The following is a 19,971-nucleotide window of genomic DNA, read 5'->3' on the forward strand; positions in this document are numbered from 1 at the left end:
TAATAGTAATTTATCTTTAGTAAACGACCACTTACAAATGGAATGGTAGTTCTCTAAAGATTATATTTCTGGAATGTATCTTATAAAAAAAGAGCAGCACATTTACCCTTTAAAAATAAAGCAATCACATGAAATTTATAGTATCAAGTACCTATTTACTAAAACAACTCCAAGTTTTAGGTGGTGTTATTAACAGTTCGAATACCTTACCTATATTAGACAACTTTTTATTTGACATCGACCACTCAAAATTAACGGTGTCGTCTAGTGATTTAGAAACGACAATGTCTTCTGTTTTAGATATAGAAAGTGACAGTGAGGGTAGCGTTGCTATTCCTGCGCGTTTACTTTTAGACACTTTAAAAACATTTCCAGAACAACCCTTAACGTTTGTTATTGAAGACAACAACACCGTTGAAATTAGTTCTAATCACGGTAAATATGCTTTAGCTTACGCCGATGGCGCGGAGTTTCCGAAAGCTATTACTTTAGAAGAGCCGAGTTCAACTACCATTGCCGGTGATATTTTAGCGACTGCCATTAGCAAAACTATTTTTGCTGCGGGTAACGACGATTTAAGACCAGTAATGAGTGGTGTATTCTTTCAGTTTTCTACAGATAACTTAACATTTGTAGCCACCGATGCCCATAAATTAGTAAAATATACACGTCAGGATGTTAGCGCATCGCAACAGGCAGAATTTATTATGCCGAAAAAACCGTTAACTTTATTAAAAGGAATTTTAGCGGCTAGCGATGAAAATGTAACTATCGAGTACAACGAATCTAATGCAAAATTCACTTTTGAAAATACGGTATTAGTTTGTCGTTTAATTGATGGAAAATATCCAAATTACGAAGCGGTAATACCAAAAGAAAACCCGAATAAACTTAGTATCGACCGTTCTCAATTTTTAAGTTCGGTAAAACGTGTAAGTATATTTTCGAATAAAACAACACACCAAATTCGTTTAAAAATTGCTGGAGCCGAATTAAATATCTCTGCGGAAGATATTGATTATAGTAATAAAGCCGAAGAGCGTTTAACTTGCGACTACCAAGGTGATGATATGCAAATCGGGTTTAACTCTCGTTTCTTAACAGAAATGTTAAACAACTTAAACTCAGACCAAGTACAATTAGAAATGAGTATGCCTAATAGAGCGGGAATTTTAACTCCCATTGATGGTTTAGACGAAGGCGAACACGTAACTATGCTTGTTATGCCCGTGATGCTTAATAGCTAATCGTTCTCTCTTAAAGATAACAGTTTATACTAAAGCTGTAAACAAAAAACGCTCACTTTAAAAAGTTAGCGTTTTTTTTTTGTTTTTTGTAGTGTTTCTATGTTGTTCACTATACAGCATAGTAAAAAAGAGAATGGTAAATGTTGAGTCTATTGGCGAACCCCGTTTTAGTGCTTCTTATTTCCGTCCCTTCGCGTCGTTTTCGCGATAGGATAAAAAGGTGTCGCGGAGTTTTGTAAATAAAGTTTAGACTTTAATATACACGTAATACTGTTCTCGATACAAAATTGTGAAAACAATTTCACTGGAAATGAAGAGTGTTTGTTTTTACTAATAGATAAGACGTTAAAAGACCATTACAACGCTACTAAGCCCCTACTTCTGTTTTGTTAAACTAAAAAACAACTCTTTCCCTGCGCGACTTTCAATAGAATTATAACACGGCTCCATTACAGTCACTTTAAAATACGGCTCGAAATACGTAAGGTATTCTAAGGTTTCTCCACCAAACGGCGGCTGTGTTGACGCTAAGGGGAAATTAAATAGCAGCCCTGTTACCATACCATTTACTGTGAGTAATTCGTGCATTTTTCGGGCATAATCTGGTCGTAATTTAGGATCTAACGCACAGAAAAAAGTTTGCTCAATTATGAGATCAAACGTGAGTTCTACTTCAAAAAAATTTTGATGCAAAAGGTGTTCTTCCGGGAAACTTGGTACACGGGTTTTAAAATTCAACAGCGCACGTTCCGAAACATCGACAACAAACACATTTTTAAACCCGAGATGGTGTAGATATTCAGCTTCGTAAGCGTTACCGCCACCAGGAATTAAAATTGTTATTGCTTTGTCGCTTTCTGGCAACCCATCGAAATAGGCCTTTAAAGGCGGTGATACTTGACCCAAATCCCAACCTATCTCTTCTGCTTTATAACGGTCGTTCCAATAGCTTTTTGACCATTCCATTAGGCTGACTGTATCATTTGTATAAGCTCTTTTTTTTGAATTAGCCCGGACTGTTTCCAGACCTGTTTTCCGTTCTTAAAAAGAATAAAAGTGGGTACACCGCGCACCTGAAATTTTGAAGCTAAGGCTTTATTTTTATCCACATCAATTTTTAAAATTGATACGTTATCACCCAATGTATCTTTAACCGCTTTTAAAATGGGCGACATCGTTTGACACGGGCCACACCACGTTGCAAAAAAGTCTACTAATACGGGTGTGTCTTTATTTATAATTTCTGAAAATGATGTCATAATACTTTTTTTTAACGGGTTAAACTCAAACTAAAGATAGTGCGTTCGCGAACAAACACAAAGCAACACAGTAACTTTAAACTAAATTTATAACGGAACACTTAAAATTTTAATCACGCTTGATAGTCTATCACTAAAATGTTCTCTATTATTATATTGCGCTTCTAAATTCATTAAAACTAGAGAATCGTTAACCAATTCTAAATCTAATTAATGCGGTAATTTATTACGAATAGCACCATAAGCAAAGGTACCTAACAAGGCTCCAAAAATCAATACTAAAACACTTACAAAACCTGTTCCTATAAGCACGAACATAGGGCCGGGACAAGCGCCGGCTAATGCCCATCCTAATCCGAAAATAATACCACCTATTAAATAACGCGCTATACTCCTCTCTTTGGGTACTATTGTAATAGTTTCGCCAGAAAAATCTAAGGCCTTTTTGTATTTTAAATACTGTACCGCGATAATTCCTAAGACTACTGCAGAGCCTATTACGCCGTACATATGAAAACTTTTAAATTGGAACATTTCGTAAATACGAAACCAAGACGCAACTTCAGATTTGATAAAAAGAACGCCAAGCAAAAACCCTACTGCTAAAAATGATAACACTTTTTTCATATTAAAAAATTAAAGGAAATAGTAAATGAACCATTACTAAACCACCAATAAAAAAACCAACTACGGCTATTAAGGAGGGCACTTGCAAATTGCTAAGTCCTGAAATGGCGTGGCCAGAAGTACATCCGCCAGCATAACGGGCCCCAAACCCCACTAAAAACCCTGCAATAAGTAAAATTAAAAAGCCTTTAATCGTTAATAAAGCGTCTAAACTAAATAACTCGGTAGGCAAAAAACTGCTATTGGTACTGTTAATACCTAATTCTTGAAGTTGTATAACAATATCTTCGTTTATTTGCGGCGCATTTGGGCTTAACTGAAGCGCTACAAAACCACCGGCAATAACACCAACCACAACCCAGAGATTCCATTGGTCCTTTTTCCAATCGAATCTAAAAAACTCGACCAGCCTTCCTGCACCGCCAATAGAACATAACGTTCTTAAGTTGGAAGACATACCAAATTTCTTACCCATTAAAATAAGTAAGACCATAGCACCTGCAATTAAAGGCCCTGATACATACCAAGGCCATGCGCTGTATAAATACTCCATTTATCTAAGAAATTGTATAATTATTTTAAAGTTGAGGGGCAAACGAAATCTGTTATAGGAATACCGGCTTCTTTGATGGCACCCATACCGCCTGCAACCTCTATTAGATTATGTATACCTCTACTTTTTAAAATTGAAGACGCAATCACCGAGCGATATCCTCCTGCACAATGCACATAAAACGGTTCCTTTTCAGGTAATTCGCTTAAATGCTCGTTTAAAAAATCTAAAGGAGTTGATTTCGCTATATCAATATGTCCAGCTTCAAATTCGCCTTCTTTTCTAACGTCGAATACAGGAATGTCTTGAGATTCTAAACGTGATTTGAATTCGATGGCCGAAATAGATTCCATAGAATCCATGGCTTTACCTGATGCTTTCCACGCTGCTATTCCACCGTCTAAGTACCCAATAGTATTATCGAAACCTACACGAGATAAACGCGTAATGGCTTCCTTTTCTTGACCGTTATCAACCACCAATAATAAGGGTTGTTTTACGTCTTGAATTAGAGCTCCAACCCACGGCGCAAAACCTCCTTTTAAGCCGATAAATATAGATCTCGGGATATGACCTATTATAAAATCGGACTGATGACGTACGTCTAAAACTAAAGCTTCAGATGTATTTGCTGCTGCTTCGAAAGCATCAGGGGTAAGTGCATTTGTTCCTTTTTCTATAATTTTATCAATATGCTCGTAGCCTTCTTTATTAAGCTTAACGTTTAAGGGGAAATACGATGGTGGAGGCAATAAGCCATCAATTACTTCAGCAATAAATTCGTCTCTGGTCATATCGGCACGTAACGCGTAATTCATTTGCTTTTGGTTACCCAAAGTATCGACGGTTTCCTTCATCATATTTTTACCACAAGCAGAACCTGCACCGTGGCCGGGGTATACCGTAACATCATCGGCTAAGGGCATAATTTTTTCACGTAAACTATCGAAAGATAATCCTGCTAAATCTTCCATTGTCATACTAGCCGCTTTTTGCGCTAAGTCAGGTCGTCCAACATCACCCAAAAATAAGGTATCCCCACTAAAAATAGCGTGGTCTTTTCCGTTTTCGTCTTTTACTAAATACGTTGTACTCTCCATAGTATGACCCGGAGTATGTAACGCTGTAATAGTAATATTACCCAACTTAAAAACTTGTCCGTCTGTTGCTATTATAGCCTCAAACTTTGGGTTCGCCGTTGGCCCATATACAATTGGAGCGCCTGTTTTTTCAGAAAGCGTTAAATGCCCGCTAACAAAATCGGCATGGAAATGTGTTTCAAAAATATATTTTATAGCGGCATTATTTTTCTTTGCAATCTCTATGTAATTATCGACCTCACGTAATGGATCTATAATAGCGACTTCTCCTTTACTTTCAATATAATATGCGCCTTGTGATAGGCATCCTGTATAAATTTGTTCTATTTTCATTTTATTTTATTTTTAGCTATTACAAAAATAGCATTTACAATTAATTTAAAAGGGGACTTATGTTGCACTAGAATACGAGTTCTTTAACTAAAATAAAGATCGCCATTACTAAAACGAACCACCCAAAGCCTTTTTTTAACTTAGCACCTTCCACCTTATTAGCCAGTGAGGTTCCTATTAAAATACCAACCACCGCTATTGCTGTAAAACTAAGTAAAAACAGCCAATCAATATTTAAATGTCCAAAATCGCCAGTAAACCCTATTAAAGAGTTAATGGAAATGATAAATAATGAAGTGCCTACGGCTTGCTTCATTGTTAGATTTCCTAAAAGTATTAGTGCAGGTACGATAACAAAACCTCCGCCCGCACCGATTAACCCCGTAAAGAAACCAATTACGGCGGCTTGAAACACAATTTTAGGAATATTATAAGACGCTCTATTATTGTTTACTACAATCTCTGTACTCCTTTTCAGCATTACTGTAGCGGAATACAACATAACAACGGCAAATAATAGCATTATAGCTGAGCCTTTAGTTACGTTGAAAGTACCAATTGAAAACAACTGATCTGGCACTTCTGGTAAAAAATAACGACGTGTTAAATAAATGACTATAAACGCTGGAATAGCGAATAGAAAAGCCATTTTAAAATTGATATTATTTTTTCTGTAATTTTTAAAGGCACCAAAACTAGAAGAAACACCGACCATAAATAAAGAATAAGACGTCGCAATTATAGGATTGAATGCAAAAAGGTACACAAAAATAGGCACGCTCAAAATAGAACCACCACCACCAATGAGCCCCATAACCAAACCAATAATTAAAGCTCCAAAATAGCCTAGAATGTGTAAGAAATCCATAGTTTTGAGTATTGGTGCAAATATACTTTAGATAATAAGATTTTTAAGTGATAAATGTTACAAGTCTAAGATTTTAATTTGATTTCTGTTTAACTCAATTTTTTTGTCATTTTCTAACGTTTTTAATAACCTAGAAATAACCACACGAGACGTATGCATATCTTGAGCAATAATTTGGTGTGTAACGTGTATAGTGTCATTATGATTAATCATAGCCTTGTCGCGTAAATATTTTAATAGCCGTTCGTCGAGTTTTAAAAAAGCAACGGCATCCAAAGCCTCTAAAAGCTCCGTTAATCTTTCATGATAGCTCTGTAAAATAAAGTTTTGCCAAGAAGTATAGCGCGACATCCACAAACTCATATACGCCACTGGAATCATTAATAAAGTAGTATCTGTTTCGGCAATAGCACGAATTTCGCTCTTTTTAACGCCTAAGCAACACGTCAGTGTCATCGCACAGGTATCGCCCTGCTCTATAAAATAAAGCAGTAAATCGTCACCGTTAGTATCTTCTCTAAAAATTTTTATTGCTCCAGCTAACACCAAAGGAATCATCGTTACTGTTTCGCCGATATCCATAAGAATCTCGTCGGCACGGACCGTTTTTAACACACCTACCGCTGTAATTTCGTTGAGTAGCTCATCTTCAAAAAGATAGCCGTAATGGTGTTTTAAATCGTCTAACATTAATTTTTACGTTTTTTACCGGGTTGTTGTTGAAAGCATAAAACTAACATTTTAAACAACTCTGGATGCTTTTTTTTAAAAAGTTGTGGTCTCTCGAAAAAATATTCTGAAACAACGGCGAAAAATTCAGCTTCATTAAAACTAGCATATTTTCTTATATCTGAAGTATCATTATTAATGGCTTGCATTTCATGATGCATTAATTCTAACCACGGTTTTATATAATCGCGTCCCAATAATTGCTCAGGAATACCATCTGTTATGCCATCCATTTTATCTATTAAATGCACAAACTCGTGCACTGGCGTGTTTAATTTATCGGTGTCGTTTTTAAAAGCTTGACGTAACGCACGACGCGACAATAACATTTGGTTTTCGAAACGCCCGTTACCGACCATCCCTAAAATGCGTCTGTCTTTATTTTGGTCTGCGAATTGCAAATCACTATTAAAAGTATCGGGATACAAAATAATACCACTTAAATTATTATAATACCATTCCTTAAAGCCAAACACCGGAATTACGGCACTTGCAGCTATTAGAATACGATCTAAATCTTCTAGTTCTAACTTTACACCTTCAATAGTAACTTCGCTTAAAAAAGCCATCATTCGTTTTCTAAAGCGCTGTTTTTCGGAAGATGACAAGATGTTATAATACGCGACTTCAGCCTCTAAAACAGGACCCCAATGTTTAGGAAAAGGAGCGACATCTTTGCGTTTCAATTTAGAAAAGGCAAAAATACCAAAACCAACTAAAATAATAAAAAGTATAATGTAAATCATAAAAATATAGAGCTAAAACTGAAATGTAAATAATATATTCAAGTTATAAATATTCTTTATAATAAGATTAACAAGAGCAGTAAAATAGTAGTTATATTAGCGCTTTTAAAATTCTTTATAATATGATTAAAGCAGTTCTTTTTGATATGGATGGTGTTATTGTAGACACAGAACCGTTACATACTAAAGCATATTATATGATGTTTGAACACTATAATATGGAGGTGTCGCGGAAATTATACGAATCGTTTACTGGGCAATCGACTTTAAATGTCTGTAAAGCACTGTGCGATACGTTTGGTTTAGACTGCAACCCCGAAGATTTAGTACAACACAAAAGAACAAGCTTTACGTCCCTTTTTCATAACGATCCTAGTTTACAATTACTACCAGGTATTTTAGACCTTATTAAAGACTATCACAACAATGGTTTAACTTTAATTTTGGCTTCATCGGCCTCTATGTTTACTATTAATAATGTCTTTACACGTTTTGAATTAGACTATTATTTTAAAGCGAAATTAAGTGGTGCCGACTTAAAAGCGTCTAAACCACATCCTGAAATTTTTGAAAAAGCGGCAGATACTGCAGGGATAAACAAAAATGAATGCTTTGTTATTGAGGATTCTACTAACGGTATAAAAGCAGCAAAATCGGCAGGAATTTACTGCGTGGGCTACGATAGTTTAAATTCTAAAAATCAAGATTATTCGCAAGCAGACCGCGTTATTAATCATTTTAATGAAATTAATTTCAATATCGTAAAAAACACAATGGTGTTCTAAAACAGTTTCATCATAAAGATATAACACTTTATGGGATTTGGTTTATTACCCCATTATATAAATAAAATGAGCGCATAGAAAACAAAATAAAACATCGAATTTCAGTAAACTAAACCCTATTTAGTATATATTTATCTGCGAATAAAAAAACAAAAATAAATGACAGTCGCTAAATTTCCAGACAATGAGGATCACCGTCAGAAGGCTGTTGATACCTATAAATTACTAAACACGCTTCCTGAAGAAACTTATGACAACATCACTTCTATAACGTCGTATATTTTAGATGCTCCTATTAGTTTAATTACGTTACTCGATTATGATCGTAATTTTTTCAAATCTCATAAGGGAACCGAATTAAACGAATGGCCAAGAAAAATATCCTTTTGCGCACACGCTATACTTTCAGAGTCTGATATAACAATTGTTGAAGACGCGAGAGAAGACGAACGATTTGCAGACAACCCCTTTGTTACAGAGCACGATGCCGTTTTTTATGCAGGCGTACCATTGGTTAATCCTCAAGGCTATAAGTTAGGAACCCTCTGTGTGTTCGACCACATACCAAGGCAACTCGATGACGCGCAAATAAAGGCATTAAAAACATTGGCAAAGCAAGTTGTTATTCTTTTTGAAAAACATTTGCAAAATATGCAGTTATTACAATTGCAAGATAAATTAGAAAAACGAAATACTGATTTAAAAAAGTATACAGATATTGTGTCTCACGACTTAAAATCGCCGCTAGCAAATATTATTTCTTTAACCGATTTATTAGCTGAAGAAAACAGAGGAATACTAAATAAATCGTCCTTAGAATATATTGATTACCTAAAAACTTCTAGCTACGCATTAAAAGATTATATAGATGGGTTGTACACCTTTTACGAAAATGATGAACTGCTGAATCGAAAAAAAGAAGTTATTTTATTTAGTGATTTAATTAATATTATCAAGAAAATATCTGATAATAAAAAGGACAATATTACCTATAATTACAACACAGAAACCGAATATATTACTGCTAATAAATCAGTTTTACTTCAAGTTTTAGTAAATTTAGTTACCAATGCTATTAAGTATAACAATAAGCCAGAAGTAAAAATCGAAATATTTTGTAAAGACACTAAGGATTATTACCATTTTATCGTTAAGGACAATGGTAACGGCATCCCTGCAAAATTTATTCCTATAATTTTTGATCTTTTTGAAGTGGTTGGAGAAAAAGACAGGTACGGCAACATCGGATCAGGGATTGGTTTAGCCGCAGTAAAAAAACTCATCAATAATCAAGACGGAGAAATAAGTTTTGAATCTGAAGAAGGCATCGGTACGTCATTTAATTTTACAATCGCAAAAAGCTAATATCCATCGCAGAAAGACATTATTAGTAAGTAACAGTATAAGAATCTAAATCATTTATGCCAATAAATAGTGAGCTGACGCCTACCACTTCTGTCTATTATAATATATAGTTATTTAAATAGGTCAACCCTTTGTTTACGATAAAGCCCCACGCAAAGCAACGCTAAAGAAACAAATGTATGGACATAGCGACCAAGAGACGCTGTAAATCCTTTTAAATTAGCACATACAAATCGTCTATAGCGCCCCCAATACCGAGTAACGCCACAACTACTTTTGTTTTTTTAAGATTTTAAAATGATGGTAAACAAACGGCGCTAATGCTTAATAAAACCCGCTATTATTATACCCGTTGGTACGCTATTTTATATACTGTTTTAGTATTTTTTTAAGGAGGGTAATATCTTTATCCTTATTACGACTTAAGTTCTTTTTAGCATCACATTCAAATAAAGCATAATCGATTTCAATTAAATTGATATTCTTTTTTTGCAACACATCTCGTCGTCTTTTGTTGTACTTTTCTATTTGTTCACTTCGAGTAATACCACTAACGGTCATAACCTCTAGTTTGTCCAAATGCTGTTCTGTTTTATTTTTCTTTTCTACAAATTCAATTACTAAATTAGCCGATTCATAAAAACCTGCTAAAGGTAATTTTGTTCTTGTTTTTCCTTTTTTATGCATATCACCTAACAAAAAAGTAAAGGTATGCTTACGTGATGCTTTTTCTTTTAGCAATTCGTCGCAAAGATCTAAGATGTAGAATTCATCGCTATTTTCTCTATTTGCTTTCGTTTTTTCTTTTTTTGAGACTGCGTTTATAGCTTCATTTGGTGAGAACGTAGCACCTTTTCTAACCAAATACCAATACACAGCGGTTTCTGTACGCTCGGTATGTACAGAAGGTATGGTATCTAAAGCATTCTCTTTATCTAAAGCGCGTAAGACTTTTCTTAATGGTAATCCTTTTTTTTGATCTTTTGTAAAAACGCCTGCTGCTATTAAATCGAGCATAATGTCTTTTGCAGGAATCCAGTTCTTATTAGTATGCGTATTAAAGTAATTTTCTATTACCTTATTTATTTCAGCGACTTTACCTTCGCTATTACGAGTATTCTCCATGATTATAACTTTTTATATGATTTGTATTGACTACAAATAAAAGACCGCAAGATAAGTTAATATTATTATGAAATAATTATACGACTTGTTTAATTGATTATTAAATACGACTTGTTATTACTTTCCAATACAGAAATTAGCAAAAATATTTCCTAGCAACTCATCGTTAGTAACGTGTCCTGTAATTTCGCCAAAATGGAATAAAGCTTCACGGATATCGATAGCTAAAAGATCGCCAGAAACACCGTTTTCCAATCCGTATTTCACTTTTTCAATCTCTTCAAAAGCATTTAATAAAGAAGAATAGTGACGCGTATTAGTTACAATCGTTTCATTATTTCTTAAAGCACCTGTGTTTACAAAACCAATTAGTTTGTCTTTTAAAGCGTCTACTCCTTCTCCGGTTTTGGCAGATAACAAATGAACATCTTCAAATTCAGTATGTAAACGCTCTATTTCTTCAGCATTTAGGGTATCGACTTTATTAGCTATAATCACCATCGGTTTTAAGGGTAATCGGTTTTTAATTTTCTCTATTTCGACTTTTAGTCGGGCCGCTTCCGTTTTAAATTCAATCGCCGAAAACAATAAAACAACCACTTGCGCCTGCTCCATCTTCTCGAAGGTTTTCTTGATCCCTATACTTTCAACAACATCTTTTGTTTCTCTAATTCCCGCAGTATCTATAAATCTAAAGCCTATACCATTTATTACCAATTCATCTTCAATAGTATCTCTCGTAGTACCTGCAATTTCACTAACAATCGCGCGTTCTTCATTCAGCAAAACATTTAGCAACGTAGACTTCCCCACATTGGGTTCTCCCACAATAGCCACTGGAATTCCGTTTTTAATAACGTTCCCCACAGCAAAAGAATCTATTAAACGACGTAACACCATCCCGATTCGTTTTACCAATGCCTTAAACTCCGAGCGATCGGCAAACTCTACATCTTCTTCAGCAAAATCGAGTTCTAACTCAATAAGCGAGGCAAAATCCAAAAGTTCTTTACGCAGTTTGGCTATTTCACTCGAAAAACCACCACGCATTTGTTGCATAGCCACTTGATGAGAGGCCTCATTATCACTAGAAATTAAATCGGCTACAGCTTCTGCCTGACTTAAATCTAATTTACCATTTAAAAAAGCACGCAAGGTGAACTCTCCCGCATCGGCCATACGGCAACCTTTCCGAAGCAATAACTGAATAATTTCTTGCTGAATATAAATAGAACCGTGACACGAAATTTCGACTATATCTTCACCTGTATACGATTTCGGATTTTTAAAAATAGAAACCAAAACTTCATCAATAGTGCGTTTATCATCTATAATATGCCCCAAGTGAAGTGTGTGCGTTTTCTGTTTTTTAAGGGATTTATTTGCGGTTACAGATCTAAAACAAGAATCTGAAATAGTAATAGCATCCACACCCGAAACGCGAATAATAGCAACTGCCCCAGCACCAGAAGCGGTAGCTAGAGCGACAATAGTATCGTTATACATCATAGTGCAAAAATACTAAATTGAAAAGAGATAAAACTCAAAAGGTTTTGCCAAAATTTTAGTCCTCTACATTTTATCTGTTATATTTGATTTTAAATTTAAATTCAACACCATTATGATAAAAAAAATAGCGCTTTTAAGCCTTGTTCTCTTAGGCTTTTCTTGTGAAAAACAAAATACAAGCTACGAAATTAATGCCTCTATCGATTCGGCTCTAAACGATGAAATTGCGAAAATACATTCGGTTTATGGTATTCAGAATAAGGTAATAGATACCGCTGTCATTAAAGATGGTGCATTCAAGTTTGTAGGAAGTGTAGATGCTGCTAATGGTTATTATATTACTATTGAAACCCTTAATGGTGTGATTCCTATAATTCTTGAAAATGAAGAGATGACTTTAGAAGTTTATAAGGATAGTTTACAAAGTTCTAAAATTACAGGAAGTAAACAAAATGATTATGTTGCTGCATATAATAAAAGCAACTTAACTCTAAGAAATTTTAATAACAAGTTACGCGATCGCTATAAAACGGCCCAAGTAGCTAATAACACAGAAGGTATGGAAGCTGTTAAACAGTCTTACGATAGTTTAATGGTTGAAGCTGTTAAAAACGATAAAACGTTTATTAAAAAGAATACTGACGCTATAATTTCGGGAATCACTTTGGAACGTTTGGCAAAAACAAATAAAGTTGAAGAATCTGAATTTAATACGCTTTATGAGGCCTTATCTGAAAGTGTTAAAAATTCTGAAGCGGTTAAGAATGCAAAAGCAACTATCACTAAAAACAACGCAGCAAAAACTGTAGCTCCTAAATCTACAGGCGCAATTAATGTGGGTAGTAAAGCTCCAGATTTCTCAGGGTTTACACCCGAAGGAAGTGCGATTGCTCTTAGCGATATAAAAGCGAAAGTGACGGTTATCGATTTTTGGGCGTCGTGGTGCAAACCGTGTCGCGTAGAAAATCCTAATGTGGTTAAAATGTATAACAAATACAATAGTAAAGGTCTAGAAATTATTGGCGTATCACTAGATAAAGCGTCTCAAAAAGACCGTTGGATAAAAGCGATTGAAGATGATAAATTAACGTGGCCACAGGTGTCTAACTTAGAAGGTTGGAAAGAACGTATCGCCGTACAATATGGTGTACGCTCTATTCCTGCCACCGTTATTTTAGACGAAAACGGAATTATAATTGCAAGAAATTTAAGAGGTCAGCAGTTAGAAGATAAAGTCGCTGAATTATTACAGCCAAAAAGCTAAGAGAATAACGCTCGCTATAACATAAAAAAGCCTACAAGTTGTAGGCTTTTTTTATACTTATAATTTCCCTGCTTTCTTCATAACAAATAAAATAACAATCGGTAACGCCAATAATAATGTTACGGTTAAGTTTACCGTTAGCAACGAGCTTGCTAATAACAAAGTAAACACATAACCGCCAATTGCGCCACCAAAATGGGCATCGTGACCAACATTATCCGTTTTCTTTTTCATTGCATAAATAGTATACAGCATATAGCCTATTCCTAAAAGGTAGCCTTTTATACCTAAATCGAAACTCCCTATGCGCGACGGTAAGAATATAAAATAGTATTTTAATTCTGGTCCCAAAACAATAGCCGAATACAATACCCCGGTCACCGCGCCACTTGCGCCAACTGCCGTATAATTGTAATCGTTTTTATTAAAATATAACGACAGTAGACTTCCAGCAAGCAAACTACCAAAATACACGATTAGAAAACCAATCTCGCCGACACCAGCAATAACTTGATCTGCAAATAAAAACAACCCAAACATATTCATAAATAAGTGAGCTGGGTTAGTATGTAAAAATCCAGAACTCACCATTCTATATTTTTGTCCGCGTTGAATGGCTCCGATATCGAATTTGAACTTCTCGAAAAAAGCGTAATTGTTAAATCCTTTATATGAAAATATTGCATTTGCTGCAATAAGCATAATTGTAATGCTATTTAAATTGCCCATTTATTCCTTTACGTTTGTTTCAAATATAACATATATTTGCGTTTGTAAAACTAAACCTATTTAATGCAATTTCTAGTCTATATTATAGTTTATCCATTACTATGGTTAATTTCTATGCTTCCTTTTAAGTTACTATACGCATTTTCAGATGTATTATACTTTTTTGTCTACAAAATTTTCGGTTACAGAGCAGCTGTCGTTAAAGAAAATTTAAGTCTGGTATTTCCTGAAAAATCAGACGTTGAGATTAAAGAAATTATGCGTAAATTCTATCATCATTTATGTGATATGATTGTCGAAGCCCTAAAATCATTGACCATTTCTAAAAAGGAAATGCAAAAACGATTTACCTTCACTAATATAGAAGAATTAAAACAACACGAAGAAAACAACCGAAGCGTTATATTAATGTGCGCTCATTATGGCAGCTGGGAATGGATTTTTGTCTTACAGACCTATGTAAAATCTAAAGGCTATGCGGTTTATAAACGTTTAGGAAATCCGTATTTCGATAAATTAGTTAAACGAATTCGTGCTAAGTTTAACTCGTATTTAATTACGACTAAAGAAACTGCCGAAGCACTTCTTACTGCTAAGAGAAACAACGAATTAACAATAAACGGTTTTGTATCCGATCAATCACCAAAACCTTACAAGGCGCACCATTGGCAAAATTTTATGGGTATTAAAGTTCCTGTACATACGGGTGCCGAATTACTAGCGAAACGTTTTGATATGTCAGTGGTGTATTTTGGAGTTAAACGTGTTAAAAGAGGCTACTACGAAACCACGTTTACAACATTGGCAGTACAGCCTAATGACTTTAAGGATTATGAAATTACAGATAAATTCTTAAAACTCACCGAAGAACAAATTTACGCCGATCCACACTATTATCTATGGACGCATAAACGTTGGAAACATAGAGATAAAGTGCCGCCAGAGTTTCAATAAAAAACACTAGAGACACTTGTATTCTGTATAATTTGAGTAAAATGGCGTAAGCAATTACAATTTTACTCATTTTTTATTTTACCACGCCTTTACTATAGCGTGTAATTCTGCAATCATATTATCCGCTAACGTATCGGCTAATTCTTGCGATTTTGCTTCTGTATAAACTCTAATTATAGGCTCTGTGTTACTTTTACGTAAATGCACCCAATTATCGGCAAAGTCAATTTTTACACCATCTATAGTTGTAAGGTTTTCGTTTTTATACTTTTCGGTGATTGCCACTAATAAAGCATCCACATCAATTTCTGGAGTTAAGGCAATCTTCTTTTTACTCATAAAATAGCTTGTGTACGTTTTGCGCAATTCGCTAACAGCCATTTTCTTTTCAGCTAATAAACTCAAAAAAAGCGCAACCCCTACTAAGGCATCTCTTCCGTAGTGCGATTCTGGATAGATAATTCCGCCATTACCTTCACCACCAATAACCGCATTATTTTTTTTCATTACATCGACAACATTCACCTCGCCAACCGCACTCGCTTCATAAGTACCACCGTGCTTTTCCGTAACATCGCGAAGTGCTCGCGTAGAACTCATATTACTTACCGTATTACCTGGGGTTTTACTCAATACATAATCAGCACAAGCCACCAAAGTATACTCCTCTCCAAACATCTCGCCATTTTCATCTACAAATGCTAAACGATCCACGTCTGGGTCTACTACAATACCAAAATCGGCGTGGGCTTTTTTAACAGCTTCAGACAAGTCGGTTAAATGTTCTTTTAAAGGTTCTGGGTTATGCGGAAAATGCCCGGTAGGCTCACAGTATAATTTTACGGCTTCCACTTCCAAACGTTCTAATAATAATGGAATAGCAATACCACCAGTAGAATTTACGCCATCTACAACCACTTTAAAATTAGCTTTCGCGATAGCATCGGTATTCACTACTTTTAAATCTAAAACCGAATCAATATGAATATCGATATACGCCGCGTTTTTTGTAATCTTTCCTAAGTCGTCCACTGCTGCAAATTGCATCGCATCCGATTCTGCCAAGGCTAATATTTTAGCACCTTCAACAGCATCTAAAAACTCACCTTTTGCATTCAGTAATTTTAAAGCGTTCCATTCTTTTGGATTGTGACTCGCCGTTAATATAATTCCGCCATCAGCGTGCTCTAAAGGCACAGCAATTTCTACGGTTGGTGTGGTCGATAAGCCTAAATCAATAACATGAATCCCTAAACCTACCAGCGTTTGCATTACTAAATTCTGAATCATTTCACCAGATAGCCGTGCATCACGCCCCACCACCACGCGATAACTGTCTTTATTTAATTGTTGTTTTATCCACGTACCATAAGCGGCAGCATATTTTACAGCATCTATAGGCGTTAAATTCTCACCTACTCTCCCGCCAATAGTCCCTCTTATTCCTGAAATTGATTTTATAAGTGTCATAAAGTATGTTAGTTTTATTACAAATATAACATTTCAAAATTGTTTTAGTCAGCTCCTAATTCGTAATTTCACACAATGAATTTTCTAGCACACATTTACCTCTCAGGGGATAACGATGGCGTTACTATAGGTAATTTTATTGCCGATGGTATTCGCGGTAAAAAGTATCGCGATTATCCAGAGGATATTAAAACAGGTATTTTATTACACCGCCAAATCGATACCTTTACCGATGCGCATAAAACCGTAAGATTAAGCACCAAAAAACTGCATAAAAATTATGGACACTACTCGGGCATTATCGTAGATATTTTATACGATCATTTTCTAGCAAAAAACTGGTCGCGTTACTCTAACGTGCCGCTAGCAGACTATGTCGATGATTTTTATACACTACTTAACAATAATACAGAGGCACTGCCTACCCGCATCACAAATATGATGCCTTATATGATGGCCGATAATTGGATTTTAAACTATGCCACTATCGAAGGAATTTCCCAAACATTAGAGGGAATGAATAGACGAACAAAAAATAAAGCACAAATGAATTTAGCCGTAAACGAGCTCATAGAGTTTTATGATGAATTTGAAGAGGAGTTTACGGCTTTCTTTGAGGAGCTTATTGCGTTTTCAGCAGAACAATTAAAGAGATTACAAGAATGAAAAAACACTACCTACTAATTTTAAGCGTACTAACTATTTGGTCGTGTAAAACCACAACGGACAACACCACGAATACACGTGGTGTTATTGGAGAAAAAGCAATGGTAGTATCTGCCCGCGTTGAAGCTTCAGAGATCGGAAAACGTATTTTAGAACACGGCGGAAATGCTTTCGACGCTATGATGGCCACCGAACTCGCTTTGGCTGTTGCCTATCCCTACGCCGGGAATATTGGTGGTGGTGGTTTTATGGTCTACCGACTAAATAATGGAGATATCGGTGCGTTAGATTATAGAGAAAAAGCACCGTCGGCCGCAACTACAAATATGTATTTAGATAAAAACGGAGACGTCATTCCAGAATTAAGTACACGTGGTGCTCTGGCCGTGGGTGTGCCCGGTACAATCGCCGGCGTATTTGCAGCGCACGAAAAGTTTGGAACGCTACCTATAAAGACCATCTTGACACCGGTAATCGCTCTTGCAAAAAGAGGGGTTGTCGTTACCGAAAAACAAGAAGCGCGTTTAAACGAAAAACGCAACGATTTTTTAGTAACGAATACCGATACCATTCACTTAGCGAAACATTGGAAAGTACACGACACTATAGCTTACCCAAATCTAGCAAAAACACTCGAAACGATAATGCTAAAGGGACCCGATGCTTTTTATAAAGGGGACATTGCAAAAACATTAGTTCGTTTTCTTAAAGAGAATGGCAGTATTATTACGGAAGACGACTTAGCAAAATACGATGCCAAATGGCGTACACCAGTCACTTTTAATTACGATGATCTACGCATTATTTCTATGTCGCCGCCGTCGAGTGGTGGTATTGCTTTAGGACAAATAATGAAATCTATCGCGCCTTTCGATTTAGAGGCGATGGGCCATAACTCGGTAAAAGCCATTCAAGTGATTGCCGAAGCTGAACGCCGTGCCTATGCCGATAGAAGTTACTATTTAGGAGATCCTGATTTTGTAACCATACCTCAAGACCAACTGATTAGTGAGGCGTATTTAAAAGACCGAATGGCTACCTTTTCATTTGAAAAAGCAACACCGTCAACCGAAATAGAACACGGAAAAGTAGATATTATCGAAAGTGACGAAACCACGCACTATTCTATTGTCGATCAGTTTGGTAATGCTATTTCCGTAACGACCACTTTAAACTCGGGGTACGGTTCTAAATTATATTGTAGTGAATTGGGCTTCTTTTTAAACAATGAAATGGACGATTTTTCTAGTAAACCGGGTGTCCCAAATGTCTATGGTTTAATTGGTGCCGAAGCAAATGCTATTCTCCCTGAAAAAAGAATGCTTAGCACAATGACGCCAACCATTGTAGAAAAAGACGGCAAACTACTTATGAGTGTGGGTACACCGGGTGGGTCGACGATTATAACATCGGTATTACAAACTATTTTAAACGTTCACGAGTATAAAATGACGATGCAAGATGCGGTGAATGCGCCGCGTTTTCACCACCAATGGTTACCAGACGAAATACGAATGGAACCGCATAGTTTTTCAGGGGCTATTATTAAAGAGCTAAACGAAAAAGGATATATAACTAACGAAACGCGAACGCCAGTTATAGGAAAAGTAGATGGCGTTTTAGTATTAGACAATGGCACATTAGAAGGTGGTGCAGATAAACGAGGCGACGATGCAGCTGCTGGGTTTTAAAAACATAATGTACAGACTCCGCTTAAGATTAATTTGAAGCGTATTAAAGGCTTTCAAACGAAAAATCTATTTAAATTTACAGTTACAAATCAGAATCTATTCAGATTTAAATCAACGCTATAAAAATAAACGTCAATGAAAAAAGGATTAAAAATAGTCATCGGAATAATTATATTTTTCACTTTGCCTTCGCTGCTTCTTTTTGGCTTTGTATACCTTAAATACAACGAAAAACTCCCAACGGGAATAGAAAACGAACAAGCCAATGTTTTAGCAGAGCGTATGCTGGATGAATTAAATTATGAAGCTTATAAAAACACCGATTATATAGAATGGACCTTTAAAAGACGTCATCATTTTAAGTGGAATAAAGCCAAAAATACGTGTGAAGTTTTATGGAAAGACTATAAAGTAAGTCTAGATTTAGGCACACCATCGCAAAGTGAGGTATTTAAAAATAATGTAAAAATTGAAGGTGACGACAAGCACCAATATATTGAACAAGCAACCAAATACTTTAATAACGATTCCTTTTGGTTGGTTGCACCTTACAAAGTGTTCGATCCCGGCGTAACCCGAAAAATTGTTACTTTAGAAAACTCTAAGAAAGCGTTGTTGGTTACCTATAATTCTGGTGGCACAACGCCTGGAGATTCGTATTTGTGGCATCTAGACGATTCCGGGAAGCCTACTCATTTTCAAATGTGGGTCGATGTTTTACCTATCAACGGGCTAGAAGCCTCTTGGAACGATTGGACGACCACAGAGACCGGTGCCGTTTTACCAACCTTTCATAAAATGTTAGTCTTGGGTATTGAATTAGAAAATATTAAAACAACACCCAACGACGCATCAATGTAGTTTAAGAAAAACCTAACGTATTCCATTTCAAAACCATTGGCAAAAATTGTATCTTTGCCATCTTGCTAAAATTTGAGGCAAAACAGCTAT

20 protein-coding genes are annotated in these 19,971 nt (G+C 35.7%); 8 read left to right on the forward strand and 12 right to left on the reverse strand.

What is annotated here, in order from left to right:
• The first annotated feature begins 128 nt into the window (after nucleotides 1-128).
• Nucleotides 129-1,247, forward strand: coding sequence for a DNA polymerase III subunit beta (dnaN, locus tag ES676_RS03005; protein ID WP_148368564.1), 1,119 nt, complete (start codon nucleotides 129-131; stop codon nucleotides 1,245-1,247).
• 375 nt (nucleotides 1,248-1,622) lie between these two features.
• Here dnaN and ES676_RS03010 read toward each other — a convergent pair whose 3' ends face one another.
• The 8 genes from ES676_RS03010 to ES676_RS03045 all read right to left on the reverse strand — a co-directional run bounded on the left by ES676_RS03010 (nucleotide 1,623) and on the right by ES676_RS03045 (nucleotide 7,462).
• On the reverse strand, nucleotides 1,623-2,213 hold the full coding sequence (locus tag ES676_RS03010; RefSeq protein ID WP_148368565.1) for a class I SAM-dependent methyltransferase: 591 nt from the start codon (nucleotides 2,211-2,213) through the stop codon (nucleotides 1,623-1,625).
• On the reverse strand, nucleotides 2,213-2,506 hold the full coding sequence (gene trxA / locus ES676_RS03015; protein ID WP_148368566.1) for a thioredoxin: 294 nt from the start codon (nucleotides 2,504-2,506) through the stop codon (nucleotides 2,213-2,215). The genes ES676_RS03010 and trxA overlap by 1 nt, the downstream gene beginning before the upstream one ends.
• Nucleotides 2,507-2,716: 210 nt before the next feature.
• A complete protein-coding gene (locus ES676_RS03020) occupies nucleotides 2,717-3,133 on the reverse strand; it encodes a DUF6691 family protein (protein WP_148368567.1) in 417 nt (138 codons plus the stop codon).
• Between the two features lies 1 nt (nucleotide 3,134).
• On the reverse strand, nucleotides 3,135-3,686 hold the full coding sequence (locus ES676_RS03025; RefSeq protein ID WP_148368568.1) for a YeeE/YedE family protein: 552 nt from the start codon (nucleotides 3,684-3,686) through the stop codon (nucleotides 3,135-3,137).
• A gap of 20 nt (nucleotides 3,687-3,706) precedes the next feature.
• Nucleotides 3,707-5,119, reverse strand: a complete 1,413-nt coding sequence (locus ES676_RS03030; protein ID WP_148368569.1) for an MBL fold metallo-hydrolase — start codon at nucleotides 5,117-5,119, stop codon at nucleotides 3,707-3,709.
• Nucleotides 5,120-5,186: 67 nt separating this feature from the next.
• The gene (locus ES676_RS03035) at nucleotides 5,187-5,987 is read right to left on the reverse strand and encodes a sulfite exporter TauE/SafE family protein (protein WP_148368570.1); all 801 of its coding nucleotides are present in this window, start codon (nucleotides 5,985-5,987) and stop codon (nucleotides 5,187-5,189) included.
• Nucleotides 5,988-6,044: 57 nt separating this feature from the next.
• On the reverse strand, nucleotides 6,045-6,677 hold the full coding sequence (locus ES676_RS03040; protein ID WP_148368571.1) for a Crp/Fnr family transcriptional regulator: 633 nt from the start codon (nucleotides 6,675-6,677) through the stop codon (nucleotides 6,045-6,047).
• Complete coding sequence (locus ES676_RS03045; protein WP_148368572.1) at nucleotides 6,677-7,462, reverse strand: M90 family metallopeptidase; 786 nt, start codon at nucleotides 7,460-7,462, stop codon at nucleotides 6,677-6,679. Before ES676_RS03045 ends, ES676_RS03040 begins: the two co-directional genes overlap by 1 nt.
• Nucleotides 7,463-7,584: 122 nt before the next feature.
• Here ES676_RS03045 and ES676_RS03050 point away from each other — a divergent pair, with 122 nt between their 5' ends.
• Complete coding sequence (locus tag ES676_RS03050; RefSeq protein ID WP_148368573.1) at nucleotides 7,585-8,247, forward strand: HAD family hydrolase; 663 nt, start codon at nucleotides 7,585-7,587, stop codon at nucleotides 8,245-8,247.
• A gap of 159 nt (nucleotides 8,248-8,406) precedes the next feature.
• Nucleotides 8,407-9,612 (forward strand): sensor histidine kinase, encoded by a 1,206-nt coding sequence (locus ES676_RS03055; RefSeq protein WP_148368574.1) that lies wholly within the window; start codon nucleotides 8,407-8,409, stop codon nucleotides 9,610-9,612.
• Between the two features lie 360 nt (nucleotides 9,613-9,972).
• On the opposite strand, the gene ES676_RS03060 is transcribed toward ES676_RS03055, so the two are convergent.
• Complete coding sequence (locus ES676_RS03060; RefSeq protein ID WP_148368575.1) at nucleotides 9,973-10,737, reverse strand: hypothetical protein; 765 nt, start codon at nucleotides 10,735-10,737, stop codon at nucleotides 9,973-9,975.
• A gap of 117 nt (nucleotides 10,738-10,854) precedes the next feature.
• The gene (gene mnmE / locus ES676_RS03065) at nucleotides 10,855-12,246 is read right to left on the reverse strand and encodes a tRNA uridine-5-carboxymethylaminomethyl(34) synthesis GTPase MnmE (protein ID WP_148368576.1); all 1,392 of its coding nucleotides are present in this window, start codon (nucleotides 12,244-12,246) and stop codon (nucleotides 10,855-10,857) included.
• A gap of 112 nt (nucleotides 12,247-12,358) precedes the next feature.
• On the opposite strand from mnmE, the gene ES676_RS03070 reads away from it, so the two are divergent.
• Nucleotides 12,359-13,510, forward strand: a complete 1,152-nt coding sequence (locus tag ES676_RS03070; protein WP_148368577.1) for a TlpA disulfide reductase family protein — start codon at nucleotides 12,359-12,361, stop codon at nucleotides 13,508-13,510.
• A 57-nt stretch (nucleotides 13,511-13,567) separates the two neighbouring features.
• On the opposite strand, the gene ES676_RS03075 is transcribed toward ES676_RS03070, so the two are convergent.
• Nucleotides 13,568-14,239: a rhomboid family intramembrane serine protease gene (locus tag ES676_RS03075; RefSeq protein WP_148368578.1), complete on the reverse strand. Its 672-nt coding sequence runs from the start codon at nucleotides 14,237-14,239 to the stop codon at nucleotides 13,568-13,570.
• 63 nt (nucleotides 14,240-14,302) lie between these two features.
• On the opposite strand from ES676_RS03075, the gene ES676_RS03080 reads away from it, so the two are divergent.
• A complete protein-coding gene (locus ES676_RS03080; RefSeq protein ID WP_148368579.1) occupies nucleotides 14,303-15,193 on the forward strand; it encodes a lysophospholipid acyltransferase family protein in 891 nt (296 codons plus the stop codon).
• A gap of 78 nt (nucleotides 15,194-15,271) precedes the next feature.
• Here ES676_RS03080 and glmM read toward each other — a convergent pair whose 3' ends face one another.
• Complete coding sequence (glmM, locus tag ES676_RS03085; protein ID WP_148368580.1) at nucleotides 15,272-16,663, reverse strand: phosphoglucosamine mutase; 1,392 nt, start codon at nucleotides 16,661-16,663, stop codon at nucleotides 15,272-15,274.
• A gap of 75 nt (nucleotides 16,664-16,738) precedes the next feature.
• Between glmM and ES676_RS03090 the strand changes: the two genes are divergently transcribed.
• From ES676_RS03090 to ES676_RS03100, 3 genes are all read left to right on the forward strand, one after another.
• Nucleotides 16,739-17,329: an acyl carrier protein phosphodiesterase gene (locus ES676_RS03090; RefSeq protein WP_148368581.1), complete on the forward strand. Its 591-nt coding sequence runs from the start codon at nucleotides 16,739-16,741 to the stop codon at nucleotides 17,327-17,329.
• Complete coding sequence (gene ggt, locus ES676_RS03095; protein ID WP_148368582.1) at nucleotides 17,326-19,020, forward strand: gamma-glutamyltransferase; 1,695 nt, start codon at nucleotides 17,326-17,328, stop codon at nucleotides 19,018-19,020. Before ES676_RS03090 ends, ggt begins: the two co-directional genes overlap by 4 nt.
• A gap of 135 nt (nucleotides 19,021-19,155) precedes the next feature.
• On the forward strand, nucleotides 19,156-19,881 hold the full coding sequence (locus ES676_RS03100; RefSeq protein ID WP_148368583.1) for a hypothetical protein: 726 nt from the start codon (nucleotides 19,156-19,158) through the stop codon (nucleotides 19,879-19,881).
• Nucleotides 19,882-19,971: the final 90 nt, after the last annotated feature.

The sequence above is a fragment of the Bizionia saleffrena genome, assembly GCF_008086175.1.
Classification (GTDB): domain Bacteria; phylum Bacteroidota; class Bacteroidia; order Flavobacteriales; family Flavobacteriaceae; genus Bizionia; species Bizionia saleffrena.

What these genes read in the sequence shown, in the direction of transcription:
- ES676_RS03010 (WP_148368565.1), bottom strand. Translation starts at nt 2,213, where the DNA reads ATGGAATGGTCAAAAAGCTATTGGAACGACCGTTATAAAGCAGAAGAG.
- ES676_RS03025 (WP_148368568.1), bottom strand. Translation starts at nt 3,686, where the DNA reads ATGGAGTATTTATACAGCGCATGGCCTTGGTATGTATCAGGGCCTTTA.
- trxA (WP_148368566.1), bottom strand. Translation starts at nt 2,506, where the DNA reads ATGACATCATTTTCAGAAATTATAAATAAAGACACACCCGTATTAGTA.
- ES676_RS03100 (WP_148368583.1), top strand. Translation starts at nt 19,156, where the DNA reads ATGAAAAAAGGATTAAAAATAGTCATCGGAATAATTATATTTTTCACT.
- ggt (WP_148368582.1), top strand. Translation starts at nt 17,326, where the DNA reads ATGAAAAAACACTACCTACTAATTTTAAGCGTACTAACTATTTGGTCG.
- ES676_RS03090 (WP_148368581.1), top strand. Translation starts at nt 16,739, where the DNA reads ATGAATTTTCTAGCACACATTTACCTCTCAGGGGATAACGATGGCGTT.
- mnmE (WP_148368576.1), bottom strand. Translation starts at nt 12,246, where the DNA reads ATGATGTATAACGATACTATTGTCGCTCTAGCTACCGCTTCTGGTGCT.
- ES676_RS03030 (WP_148368569.1), bottom strand. Translation starts at nt 5,119, where the DNA reads ATGAAAATAGAACAAATTTATACAGGATGCCTATCACAAGGCGCATAT.
- ES676_RS03055 (WP_148368574.1), top strand. Translation starts at nt 8,407, where the DNA reads ATGACAGTCGCTAAATTTCCAGACAATGAGGATCACCGTCAGAAGGCT.
- ES676_RS03060 (WP_148368575.1), bottom strand. Translation starts at nt 10,737, where the DNA reads ATGGAGAATACTCGTAATAGCGAAGGTAAAGTCGCTGAAATAAATAAG.
- dnaN (WP_148368564.1), top strand. Translation starts at nt 129, where the DNA reads ATGAAATTTATAGTATCAAGTACCTATTTACTAAAACAACTCCAAGTT.
- ES676_RS03080 (WP_148368579.1), top strand. Translation starts at nt 14,303, where the DNA reads ATGCAATTTCTAGTCTATATTATAGTTTATCCATTACTATGGTTAATT.
- ES676_RS03050 (WP_148368573.1), top strand. Translation starts at nt 7,585, where the DNA reads ATGATTAAAGCAGTTCTTTTTGATATGGATGGTGTTATTGTAGACACA.
- ES676_RS03075 (WP_148368578.1), bottom strand. Translation starts at nt 14,239, where the DNA reads ATGGGCAATTTAAATAGCATTACAATTATGCTTATTGCAGCAAATGCA.
- glmM (WP_148368580.1), bottom strand. Translation starts at nt 16,663, where the DNA reads ATGACACTTATAAAATCAATTTCAGGAATAAGAGGGACTATTGGCGGG.
- ES676_RS03035 (WP_148368570.1), bottom strand. Translation starts at nt 5,987, where the DNA reads ATGGATTTCTTACACATTCTAGGCTATTTTGGAGCTTTAATTATTGGT.
- ES676_RS03020 (WP_148368567.1), bottom strand. Translation starts at nt 3,133, where the DNA reads ATGAAAAAAGTGTTATCATTTTTAGCAGTAGGGTTTTTGCTTGGCGTT.
- ES676_RS03070 (WP_148368577.1), top strand. Translation starts at nt 12,359, where the DNA reads ATGATAAAAAAAATAGCGCTTTTAAGCCTTGTTCTCTTAGGCTTTTCT.
- ES676_RS03040 (WP_148368571.1), bottom strand. Translation starts at nt 6,677, where the DNA reads ATGTTAGACGATTTAAAACACCATTACGGCTATCTTTTTGAAGATGAG.
- ES676_RS03045 (WP_148368572.1), bottom strand. Translation starts at nt 7,462, where the DNA reads ATGATTTACATTATACTTTTTATTATTTTAGTTGGTTTTGGTATTTTT.